At 45.1% G+C, this 10,681-nt stretch carries 11 protein-coding genes; all 11 read right to left on the bottom strand.

The window, feature by feature from the left end:
- Window positions 1-267 precede the first annotated feature (267 nt).
- Complete coding sequence (locus tag NIES208_RS18030; RefSeq protein WP_075894376.1) at window positions 268-1,287, bottom strand: ABC transporter permease; 1,020 nt, start codon at window positions 1,285-1,287, stop codon at window positions 268-270.
- A 36-nt stretch (window positions 1,288-1,323) separates the two neighbouring features.
- A complete protein-coding gene (locus NIES208_RS18025) occupies window positions 1,324-1,842 on the bottom strand; it encodes an adenine phosphoribosyltransferase (protein ID WP_075894375.1) in 519 nt (172 codons plus the stop codon).
- 111 nt (window positions 1,843-1,953) lie between these two features.
- Complete coding sequence (locus NIES208_RS18020; RefSeq protein ID WP_075894374.1) at window positions 1,954-2,370, bottom strand: putative toxin-antitoxin system toxin component, PIN family; 417 nt, start codon at window positions 2,368-2,370, stop codon at window positions 1,954-1,956.
- Window positions 2,363-2,593: a hypothetical protein gene (locus NIES208_RS18015; protein ID WP_075894373.1), complete on the bottom strand. Its 231-nt coding sequence runs from the start codon at window positions 2,591-2,593 to the stop codon at window positions 2,363-2,365. Before NIES208_RS18015 ends, NIES208_RS18020 begins: the two co-directional genes overlap by 8 nt.
- Before the next feature lie 99 nt (window positions 2,594-2,692).
- The gene (locus NIES208_RS18010; protein WP_075894372.1) at window positions 2,693-2,920 is read right to left on the bottom strand and encodes a hypothetical protein; all 228 of its coding nucleotides are present in this window, start codon (window positions 2,918-2,920) and stop codon (window positions 2,693-2,695) included.
- Window positions 2,921-2,966: 46 nt separating this feature from the next.
- Window positions 2,967-5,384, bottom strand: a complete 2,418-nt coding sequence (locus tag NIES208_RS18005; protein WP_225875350.1) for a tetratricopeptide repeat protein — start codon at window positions 5,382-5,384, stop codon at window positions 2,967-2,969.
- Window positions 5,385-5,416: 32 nt separating this feature from the next.
- Window positions 5,417-5,920, bottom strand: a complete 504-nt coding sequence (locus tag NIES208_RS18000; protein ID WP_075894370.1) for a hypothetical protein — start codon at window positions 5,918-5,920, stop codon at window positions 5,417-5,419.
- A 188-nt stretch (window positions 5,921-6,108) separates the two neighbouring features.
- A complete protein-coding gene (gnd, locus tag NIES208_RS17995; protein ID WP_075894369.1) occupies window positions 6,109-7,527 on the bottom strand; it encodes a decarboxylating NADP(+)-dependent phosphogluconate dehydrogenase in 1,419 nt (472 codons plus the stop codon).
- Window positions 7,528-8,142: 615 nt separating this feature from the next.
- Window positions 8,143-8,874, bottom strand: coding sequence for a RadC family protein (gene radC / locus NIES208_RS17985; RefSeq protein WP_075894367.1), 732 nt, complete (start codon window positions 8,872-8,874; stop codon window positions 8,143-8,145).
- 75 nt (window positions 8,875-8,949) lie between these two features.
- Window positions 8,950-9,492, bottom strand: a complete 543-nt coding sequence (locus NIES208_RS17980; RefSeq protein ID WP_075894366.1) for a DUF192 domain-containing protein — start codon at window positions 9,490-9,492, stop codon at window positions 8,950-8,952.
- A 99-nt stretch (window positions 9,493-9,591) separates the two neighbouring features.
- Window positions 9,592-10,317 (bottom strand): response regulator transcription factor NblR, encoded by a 726-nt coding sequence (gene nblR, locus NIES208_RS17975; protein WP_075894365.1) that lies wholly within the window; start codon window positions 10,315-10,317, stop codon window positions 9,592-9,594.
- Between the last annotated feature and the right edge of the window lie 364 nt (window positions 10,318-10,681).

The raw sequence follows: 10,681 nt of genomic DNA, 5'->3' as shown, positions 1-10,681 counted from the left end.
CGCTCTCCCATTCACCGCGTCGTACTTCCGAGCATGCTTAAGCAAAACTCACGTTCACTAGACCTCTTGCAGCTAGCAAAGAGAGACACGGGGACTGGGGGACATGGCGATGAAGGGACAAAAAGATTGGAGCAATGCCAAAATTCTTGACACTCCCGATTGAAGAAAAAAATTCACCCCATCTTCCTCTTTCCTCGTCGCTGCGTCACTCCTTCCCTCACTCTCCGTGTCATTTCCTCAAGGATTTCCCCTTTTGCAAGAACTCTACTATTTCAAATCAGCAAGTTGAATACGCGGGTCAACAAACTTAAGCAACAAATCCGCCAATAAATTCCCCACAATCAACATCGTTGCACTAATCATCAACGCCGCCATCACGAGGTAAAGATCCTGTGATTGCACTGCTTGCAGCGTCAGCGTCCCTAATCCCGGCCAGTTGAAGAAAAACTCCGTGATAAATGAGCCACTCAGCAAGCTGGCAAATTCAAAACCGAGCAGCGTAATCAGGGGGTTAATAGCATTCCGTAGGGCATGGACATAAATCACTTTATTTTCGGGAAGACCCTTCGCCCGCGCCGTCTGGATATAGTCCTGTCGCAACACATCAAGCAGTTGACCACGAGTGAGTCGTTGCAAGCCCGCGAACCCCGTCAAACTCAGGGCAATCATCGGCAAAATCATATGCCAACCGATATCAAGAATCTTGCCGTACCACGGTAAATCAGTGTAATTAATACTGGTCATGCCGCCAACGGGTAATAGCGGCGAAAGGATTTGTGCCACCAGTAGCAATGCCAATGCGGTAATAAAGCTCGGAAAACCCTGACCAACATAGCTCACCACACGTAAAACTTTATCTAAAAGCGTGTTTTGTTTCACCGCACTCACAATGCCCAAGGGAATGGCGATCGCCCAAGTGCCCACAATAGAGACTCCCGCAAGGAGCAATGTGGCGGGCATCCTTTCCAGTAGAAGTTCATGCACCGGACGAAAAGACTCAAAGCTAATACCAAAATCGAACCGAAAAATGACATTAAACAGCCAGCGCCAATACTGCACAAAGACAGGCTGATCTAACCCAAAACGCCGTTCAAGGTCAAGCAATGTCTCTTCCGAAAGCTGAGGATTTTGCCGGAGCGGATCAAGGAAATCTCCCGGTGCGAGCTGAATAATCAAAAAACTAAGAATCGACGCGAGAAATAACGTCAAAATTGCCTGCCCCAACCGTTTTAGGATATAAAGCAAAGTTTCTCGATCAAAAAGTTCGCGTAGTTTACGAAGAGCCATTACAAAATTTACGAAGGGATATTTAAAAAGAAAAAACTAATATTGCACAAGGGATAAGACTGGTGCATCCGGTAGGCGATCGCGCCCTTTAAGAGCCATTAGCTCAACCACAAAAACATAGCCCAAAATCTCACAGCCCACTTTCGTAAGGAGATCCGCTGTTGCCTTTGCCGTACCGCCCGTAGCCACCAAATCATCCACGATCAAAATCCTATTCCCTTCACCCACCGCATCTTGGTGCATTTCGAGGGTGTCAGTGCCATATTCCAGCTCATATTCAACAGAATGAACCGCCGCAGGCAACTTACCGGGTTTACGAACAGGTACAAAACCAGCGTTGAGATTATAAGCAAGGGTCGGCCCAAAAATAAAACCCCGCGACTCCATGCCCACCACATGATCCGGTTTAAGGTTTGCTTCAATGCAAAGCTGAGTCAACGCATCCATCGTGTAGCGCATTCCTTCGGGGTGATTCAGAAGCGTCGTGATGTCCCGAAACAAAATGCCGGGCTTCGGAAAATCAGGAATATCGCGGATGAGAGATTTTAAATCCATGATGCAGTTGCTTAAACCAGAATTGCTCTACATCTTAGCGATTTCTGGCAAAACCTCCGCAAGTTTTCTCAATCTAGGAAAGTGAAGTAGGCGATCGCCGATTGCTTCTCATCAATTCAGGTTCTCATCAAGAAATTGAGCTGGGGTAATGATTTTGATTTTACGAAAGGGGTGTAAAACCAGTAAATCTTGATCACCAGTAATTAAGTAATCTGCTTGACCATCGACTGCTAGTTCTAAAAATTTGTTGTCTTTCGGATCTCGACAATCCTGAATTTGTGCCTTGACTTGAACCTTGACGGATTTTTGTTGCAAAATTACCAAAAGCTTTAATCGTTCTTCTTTGGGGACATATCGGTCAAATTTTGGACGTTGCAAAACGGCGCTCAATTCACTAAAAGTTGTTTCCGAAAATAACAAGATTGATTTTCTTCTCGCTGCTTTCAGGACTTGATCTGGGACTGAGCCGCGTATTAAGACAGCACTCACGAGGGTATTCGTATCGAGGATGACCCGCGGTTTAGACATCTCGCAAAATGTCGTCTAGAATTTCTTGAGTCAGTCCATTCGCCGCGGCTTGTGTTTGTAAGTTGTAAATAATTTCCCCCAAAGGATCGTCAATAGATGTCTGAGAAGATGTCTGAGAGAAAAAAGCTGTAATGAGTTGTTGAAGTTGCGCCTGTTGGGTTGCATCTGCTCTGTTATATGCTTGAGCAATGTCTGGTGATACGGTAATTGTAATGCTTTCCATCGTTATAGCCGCCCTAAGAAGACTCTTCTTTTAACATAGCTTGCTGAAGTAAATTGGATCATTCTTGTGTTGGTATTAATGAGGCAGTTGAACTTCATCTCATCCATCTCTGATTTGTCGTTGCCATTGCCCTGGATCGACTTGGCTGAAAATCTTTAATTTCCCTGCTGCGTCATTAAGTTTATGGGGAGTTGTGGCTTTTCCTTGCTGGGGTTGAGGATTGAGAACAAGAACAACTTGATAGGTTCCAGCTTGAACATCTTCTGGAAGGTCAATTTCTAGTCTTCTATTATCCGAAACTGTGACTTCTGCTTGAATGGTTTGCATAGATTTTATTTTCGTATTAAGGGATTCTAAATGGTCAATCTACGATTTACTTTTTAGATATAGCTGATTGAATATCATCAAGCCATCTCTGAGTGTATCTAGTTTCAGGATGCTTTTTTCCAAGAGTCTTCTGACGTATTTTTAAGCTGCGTAGCATTAGTTCTTGCGCCTCAAAATATTTTCCTTGCTTATAATACATTACTCCTAAATTACTAATCTTATGAGCTACAAGTGGATGCATATTTCCCAAGTATTTTTCAGTAACTTCTATAGATCGTAAGTAGAGGGATTTTGCTCTAGAATACTTTCTTTGGTTGTCACAGAGCACAGCAAAATTATTAAGTACTTCAGCAAAATTAGGGTTGTTTTTTTCTAATACAGCTTCGTGGATTTCTAAAGACTGTTGACAGAAAGGTTCTGCTCTAACATATAGTCTTTGGTCAATATAAAAAGCTGCAAAGTGGTTAAGGATATCTGCAATATCTGTATGATCTGCCCCGCCCCATTGCTTTTTACGAATGGATAATGCTCGTTGATAAAGACGTTTTGCTTCAGGAAACTTTTTCGTCACAGTTTGCAATCTACCAAGATTGATAAGAATCTGCACAATATCAACACTGTTCTTTCCAAATATCTGTTCTCTAATTGAGAGTGCTCGCTGATAACAAGACTCGGCTTCAGGATATTGATGTTGTTTATCATAAAGCAAGCCCAACGTGTTTAAATAATTAGCTAACGTTTTAGGACTAGCCTTCGCCTCAGCAACCTTGATGGCTTCTTTAGCATAAGAAATACCATCAACAAAACGACCTCTTTCAAAAAATATATCTGCGAGTTTATATAAATAATTCGCCAAAATTAGACTATTTTCACCTAATGCTTGACGACCTTGAGCGATCGCCGTTTCGTAGAGAGCAATTGCCTCTTCAAATTCTTTTTCTGCTGTCTCTTGTTGACCTTGCTTTAATGAATTTTTAGCAACTTGATATTTCTTCTGTGCTTGAGTATGAGTTTTGATAAAGATTGGAAGTTGACTTAGACGTGCAACACCTGTCTGGCATGAAGACAATTGTTCGTAAAATCGTCTTTGTAGAGCCTTGTAGAAATAGTTATTTTTATTTTTCCGTAGTGCTGTCAGGAGGTCGATCGCCTTATCGAAGTGAGGTCGGAGTGGTCGTAAATTTTCGAGCTGTTCCCATGTTGGCTCTTGGGGAATGTCTTCAGCCTTCCGACTTAATCCTTTCCCAAATGCCATTTCCCAACCCTGTCGATCTGTTTTTTCATTCCATTGCAGCTGGAAAAACTCGTGTAAGAGCGGATGTACTCGGTATGTCTCATTCGGTTGGAGCGTTCTCAGCAAACTTGTGCGAGTCAATGCCCACCGTGCTTCTGATAAATTTCGAATCGGTTGAATTGGGCGTTTGATTTTAATCTCAGATTCGAGGCGATCGCCAAACAGACTGCGCAACCAATCCCACAATCTTTTAAACAAACTTCGTCGAGGCGGCGGCACTGGTGGCAACTCTACCGGATAAGCCTCCGCGACCATTTTGACAAGCTCCCACGGCACATCCACAGGCGCAAACAAACCCAAAACCCTCGCCAACTGTTGCGCTGAAGCATCAAGCTGCGGCAACTGCTCCCAGCTCACCTGAAAAGCTGCTTTCAAACCCTGCTCTGCAACTTTGCGCGTGGCTAAAGGATTGGGCTGGAGGGGAGCCTGCTCAAGATCGGCTGCTTCCAAAGCCGTAATCAAATCCGTCAAAGTCCGACCCGCATCCGCCACGCCAAGCCAACTACCCGTCAACGCCAACGCCAATGGCAAACATCCCAACCGTCTGCAGAGAGACTCGACTGTCGCCATTTGCCCCTCGACACGATTCTGATGCCTTTCGCCAACAGCATTACAAAACATTCGTTTCGCTGCCCCAAGACTTAATTCTTCGAGCTCGAAAAAAGGCAAATCCTCCCAGCGATCGCGTGAAGTCAGCACAAACCGAAAAGGCGATTTTTCTGCTGTTTGTTTCGGTAAAAAGTCTCTAATTTGCTGCCCATAACTCGTCACATCATCAATGACAATTAACCCTTGCCCCGATACCTCTTCACAATATTCTGCCCAAAGCTCCCAAGCCGCCTGAGCCTTTGTTTTTGGTTGGCTACAGTCCATTAATCTTGGAGTCTCTAAGATGGGCGATCGCATTAAAAAATCCTGTAGATCTTCCACAAAATTCGCTGCAGACAGGTAAGCATATCTCCCTGCAAATTCTTCGTTTTGGCGCTTTAATTTCGCATATTGCAACGCCAGCTCACTTTTACCGACCCCCGCCATCCCAGTGATCAGCACCATCGGCAACAGATTTTTTTGCCCGCGACACCGCACCCGAAAAAGCTCATCAATGCGGTTTAAATCTTCGTCCCGTCCAACAAACTTTTCTTTCTCAACGCCATCTTCTAAATTATCCAGTTTTTGTTTAGCCGGAGGCCTCTCCGACAGTTTTACTTTTTTACGCGCTCAACAACCTCTCTGCTCCAGCGACGAAAAGTCGGAAAATACTTGCGTAAAGTCTGTTCGGTGTCTAGTTCAGCTTCATAGCTAACACTTACAAATGGTGGAAAAGAGGAAATGACACCCTTTAGCTTTGCAGCGGCAGTTGGATCTGGCTCGTTGAGCTTATCAAGAATTTGATGAAGCAATGCCAAAATGGCTGGTGGTGTCTGCGATGGCGCATTGGCTACAATTGCCCCTTCGTTTTCAATAATCTCAGCAACAATTGTTTCCGCTTCTTTTTCGCTAACAGAAATATCATTCGACATCTCTGCAATTAGCGCCCACTTTTCTTGTTCAAACTCCCTAATCTCTACGCGTAAATCTTCAATTTGCTGTCTAATCCTTATTTTTTCCTCTGGCGCGATGGTGACTAGAGTGTTGCGCTTTCCTGCGAGTTGATCTTTGAGGCGATCAACACTTTTCTCTAAACGTTCAAGTTCCTTTGCAGACATTAGGATTTGGTCAGGTTACAAATAGTATTGCTCTCAGTGTAAAACAGAATTTTAGTTGGGATTATAGAGAAAAATATTGGTGAATATTTCAGAACTGAAAGGCGATCGCCCCTTCTACATATCTACTCAAAACAAAAAATCCCCCTATGAAAGGAGGATTGAGGGGAATCAGAAATTAATTACAGAACTTACTCAGCCCAAGCCGTATGAAAAAACTCACCACGAGCTTTGTCCGTACGCTCATAGGTGTGCGCACCGAAATAATCCCGCTGAGCCTGAGTGAGGTTCTGAGGGAGACGCTCACGACGATAACTATCAAAATAATCCAAAGACGCACTAAAAGCCGGAACCGCAATCCCCAGCTCATTCGCTGCGAGGATCACCGTGCGCCAAGCATCCTGACGATCAATAATCGACTGCTTAAACTCAGGTGCAAGCAAAAGATTAGGAAGGTCAGGATTCTCAACATAGGCTTTCTTAATCTTGTCGAGGAAGCCCGCCTGAATAATACAACCACCCTTCCAAATGCGAGCTGTTTCGCCGAGGTCTAGGTTGTAGCCATACTCTTCAGAAGCCTTACCAAGCAGCGCCATACCCTGCGCGTAGGAACACATCTTCGAGCAATACAACGCATCACGCACTTGGTTCACGAAGGTCTTGATATCGCCACGATAAACCCGCTCTGGCGCTGGCAGTTCGTGGGAAGCAGCCCGACGCTCTTCCTTAAACGCAGACATGACGCGAGCGTTCACAGCAGCGTAAATTGTGGGAATGGGTACACCAATTTGAAGAGAGTTAACGACCGTCCAGCGGCCAGTCCCTTTCTGTCCCGCACTATCAAGAATCAGCTCCACCAATGGCTTCTTCGTTTCTGGGTCAATCTTTTTGAAGATATCGGCAGTAATCTCAATCAAAAATGAGTTCAATTCATCTGTTTTATTCCATTCAGAAAAGACTTCATGGAGTTCAGTGTGGCTCAGTTTGGCAGCATTGGCTAAGAGGTCATAGGCTTCAGCGATGAGCTGCATATCGCCGTACTCGATACCGTTGTGTACCATCTTGACGTAGTGACCAGCACCACCGGGGCCAATATAAGTAACGCAAGGGCCATCATCAACTTGCGCTGCAATTTTCGTGACAATGGGTTCTAGCTCACGGTAAGCCGTTTCTGTGCCGCCGGGCATCAAGCTGGGGCCATTAAGTGCGCCTTCTTCACCGCCACTGACACCCATGCCGACAAAGCCGAGACCGGAGGCTTCGAGATCTTTTGTGCGACGTTCTGTATCTTCGTAGAGGGAGTTGCCGCCATCAATAATCATGTCGCCTTCTTCGAGGAGGGGCTTGAGGTCTTCGATGACGTAGTCAACTGGTTTTCCTGCTTTTACCATCACCAAAATTTTGCGGGGACGCTCAAGCTGCTGCACAAATTCTTCGAGGCTGTAGGCGGCTTTGATGTCTTTGCCAACCGCGCGTTCTGCCATGAATTTTTCTGTTTTGCTGGCGGTACGGTTATAGACTGCGATGGGGAAACCATTTCGCTCTACGTTGAGGGCGAGGTTTTCTCCCATTACGGCAAGACCGATTACACCAAAGGTTCGTTTAGTCATATTGTTCAAATCTGGATGTGCGTCTACAAGAAGGACAAGCTTTCTTTAACGTTAGCGTGAAGTTTTTTAGAGGGTTGACAAACTATATTATTTGTCGTTTTTCTTAAACATTTGTTCGGTTTTACGTTTGATTTCTTTTTGAAATTCCTGTGACTTTTACACTGCTTTTATCATTGAAGAAAGATAATATTAAGCTTGAAAAAATAATCTCTCTAGTTTGTCCAACTACGGTCATGTTAAGGGTTTCTGTTTTGTTGATCGGCGTGGTAATACGAGGTGATTTGTTCGGTTTTCTGTGTAGTTTGAGATTTTAAGGTTTCTCTAGTTGTTACGGGAATCTGTCTTTATGAATATAACTTTGGAAAGGCTTTTTTATTGTGGGGATTTATTTTGCCTAGATCAGGGTAATGGGAAAATTTTAATATTGAGAAAGCTGGACAGTAAATGGTTGGTAGTGGGAGAGATTTTTCCTAAGGCTTTTGTTGCGGGGGTGGCGATCGCCGTAAGAGCCGCTTTTTTGTCACTGGGGACAATGCATCTTTCTTCTGAAGGATCTTAGGAAAGTCAATCTTTATGGCTGGAACGCTTGATGAATAAAATTTAAAAAGACGGGAATTATTCGGGCTGGGGATATTCGTCCCACAGGTCACAGGTTTGACGCAGGCTACTGAAATTATCGTGGCCAAGGATGATGTGGTCGAGGAGGGGAATCCCAATAATTTGCGCGGATTGGAGGAGACGGCTGGTGAGCTGGAGATCGGCGTTACTCGGCTCGACATTACCGGAGGGGTGGTTGTGGGCAATGATTAATCGGGCTGCGCCTTGTTTGATCACTTCTCGGAAAATTTCCCGGGGATGGGCAAGGGTTTCGGTGGCGAGCCCAATGGTAATGACTTTGGTGGCGATGAGTTTATTTTTGATGTCTAAACAAAGTACTGCAAAGCGTTCTTGGTCTTGCCACATGAGGTCGTTGCTGAGGGCGATCGCCGCGGCTTCTGGGCTATCGATGATCGTCTTTTCGCTGGGTTTGGCCTGAAAAACACGTTTTCCTAGTTCGATGCCTGCCAAGATTTGGGCGGCTTTTGCTAAACCAACGCCTTTGATATGGGTCAGTTCTTGGGGGTTGGTATTCCGGAGGATGTCGAAGGGATCACGCTTACCGTGGCTAAAGGTTTGGAGAATGTGCTGGGCTAAACCGACTGCCGATAAACCTTGATGGCGATCGCCAGTGCCAATGAGGATGGCAATTAGTTCGGCATTAGATAAATATTGAGCACCAATTTCCACGAGGCGTTCGCGGGGGCGTTCACTGGCGGGAATATCCTGAATGCGGGGGCTGTAGCTCATTGGTTCGGTTGCAAAACTGGGGCGACGTATCTTTTTGTTTCCAAAGATTTTAGGCGATCGCCCCACCGTCAGATTTTAAGAGTCCATAAAGCTCACCGTAATTTCATCCCCCTCCGTTAACCCCATCTCATCGGACAAGCCACCGCGAATTTCAATCACTTGGTCAATATCCGCAGGCGTACCATAGGTTGGGCAGGGATCATTTTCACAGGGCGGCACATTCCGGGCGATCGTCTGCACCACCCCATCTTTGAGGAAAATAATATCGAGATGAATCAGACAATTTTTCATCCAAAAACTCACAGGACGCGCCGGATCAAACTGAAATAACATACCGCGATTATCCGGTAGGCTTTCACGGTACATCAACCCTAATTGCTGCTGCTCAGCGGTTTCGGCAACCTCTAAGGCGAAAATTTGTCCAGAAGATTCAATCTTTGCAGTGGCAGTAATGGGCAAAACTTGTCCTTGGGGAGTCGTTGGCACAGGAGTCGTTATTTCCGGGGGCGGAGTCGTACCGGGTGTCGTACTAGGATCAACGCCATCTCCGGGGAAGGGCACACAACCAACTAACAACACACCGCAAAGGAGGGGCAACAAACGGGCTGGCAAAGTCATAGTGGATTTAAAGACAGAAGAATAAAAATATGTTCGCGCCTCAAAAAAGAGATCCGCAAAACCAGAGTTGTTGACATTTAGCCAAAGATTTATGATCCCCTAGCTATCTTTCAAAACATAGCCAACGCCGCGGACTGTTTGGATGAGACGTTTTCGTCCCTTCGTTTCGATTTTAAGGCGTAAATAGCGAATGTAGACTTCAATGACGTTAGATTCTCCTTGAAAGTCTTCGCCCCAAACATTTTTTAAGATTTGCTCCCTTGTAAGCACTTGCTGGGGATAAGACATTAAATATTTGAGTAATTCAAATTCTTTCACCGTCAGGTCAATTATTTGGGGATTATCATTTTCAACCCCAGACGGCGATCGCCACACTTGACGGCTACTCAAATCAAGGACAAGATCCCCAAATAACAACTGCTCCCGCTGTTCTGGCTGGGGCTGGAGATAGACATTGACAATCTGCGTAAACTTATCCCGTTGATAGGGCTGCAACAAATAATCATCGGCACCAGCCTCCAAACAAACAACCCGTTCTTCCACCCGATCTTGGGCAACGAGAAAGAGAATCGGAAACGTTTTATTCCCAGAGCGGAGGTCACGACAAAAATCAATCCCCTTTTGTCCCAAAGCACTGTAATCAACAATCGTCATGCTAGGAGGCGTTTGTTCGAGCCGCTGTAGCCCTTTGTCTGGACTTTCAACGGCAACAATTTGATACCCTACCTCGGCGAGATCTGCACCAATTTGCTGATTAAAATTAGGGCTTGTACCCACAAGAAGAACATAGGCTAAGCCATCGGTAAAGGCAGGGGACTGGGTCATAAAAGAGTTAACGTTTCTCCTTCGACAAATAAAAAATCACACTGCCTTGATTTTAAAAATTACCTACGGGCAGCGGCATGAATTTTTATGAACCCCCTCTCATTTCCCTGAAATATCACTGTGCTGTCATCGAGATTCGGCTATTTTTTTGACACTTTAACTATTTAACGTGAGTTTTGCTTAAGCATGCTCGGAAGTACGACGCGGCGAATGGGAGAGCGAGAGATCGGGAGATGTTTCTATGCAAACAATCCTACTAGCTTTCAAAAAATACAAATTTTCGTTGCTTCCCCGTGTCTTTCCCTCTCCGTGTCTCCTCTTCTCTAAAGAATTTTGGCTACATTCTTATCCATAACTGACGTTA

This window comes from [Limnothrix rosea] IAM M-220 (assembly GCF_001904615.1).
Taxonomy (GTDB): Bacteria; Cyanobacteriota; Cyanobacteriia; order Cyanobacteriales; family MRBY01; genus MRBY01.
The sequence above is the reverse complement of the archived record's forward strand: the minus strand, read 5'-3'. Positions and strand labels throughout refer to the sequence as shown.

What these genes read in the sequence shown, in the direction of transcription:
- NIES208_RS18000 (WP_075894370.1), bottom strand. Translation starts at nt 5,920, where the DNA reads ATGTCTGCAAAGGAACTTGAACGTTTAGAGAAAAGTGTTGATCGCCTC.
- NIES208_RS18030 (WP_075894376.1), bottom strand. Translation starts at nt 1,287, where the DNA reads ATGGCTCTTCGTAAACTACGCGAACTTTTTGATCGAGAAACTTTGCTT.
- NIES208_RS18020 (WP_075894374.1), bottom strand. Translation starts at nt 2,370, where the DNA reads ATGTCTAAACCGCGGGTCATCCTCGATACGAATACCCTCGTGAGTGCT.
- radC (WP_075894367.1), bottom strand. Translation starts at nt 8,874, where the DNA reads ATGAGCTACAGCCCCCGCATTCAGGATATTCCCGCCAGTGAACGCCCC.
- NIES208_RS18015 (WP_075894373.1), bottom strand. Translation starts at nt 2,593, where the DNA reads ATGGAAAGCATTACAATTACCGTATCACCAGACATTGCTCAAGCATAT.
- NIES208_RS17980 (WP_075894366.1), bottom strand. Translation starts at nt 9,492, where the DNA reads ATGACTTTGCCAGCCCGTTTGTTGCCCCTCCTTTGCGGTGTGTTGTTA.
- NIES208_RS18010 (WP_075894372.1), bottom strand. Translation starts at nt 2,920, where the DNA reads ATGCAAACCATTCAAGCAGAAGTCACAGTTTCGGATAATAGAAGACTA.
- NIES208_RS18025 (WP_075894375.1), bottom strand. Translation starts at nt 1,842, where the DNA reads ATGGATTTAAAATCTCTCATCCGCGATATTCCTGATTTTCCGAAGCCC.
- nblR (WP_075894365.1), bottom strand. Translation starts at nt 10,317, where the DNA reads ATGACCCAGTCCCCTGCCTTTACCGATGGCTTAGCCTATGTTCTTCTT.
- gnd (WP_075894369.1), bottom strand. Translation starts at nt 7,527, where the DNA reads ATGACTAAACGAACCTTTGGTGTAATCGGTCTTGCCGTAATGGGAGAA.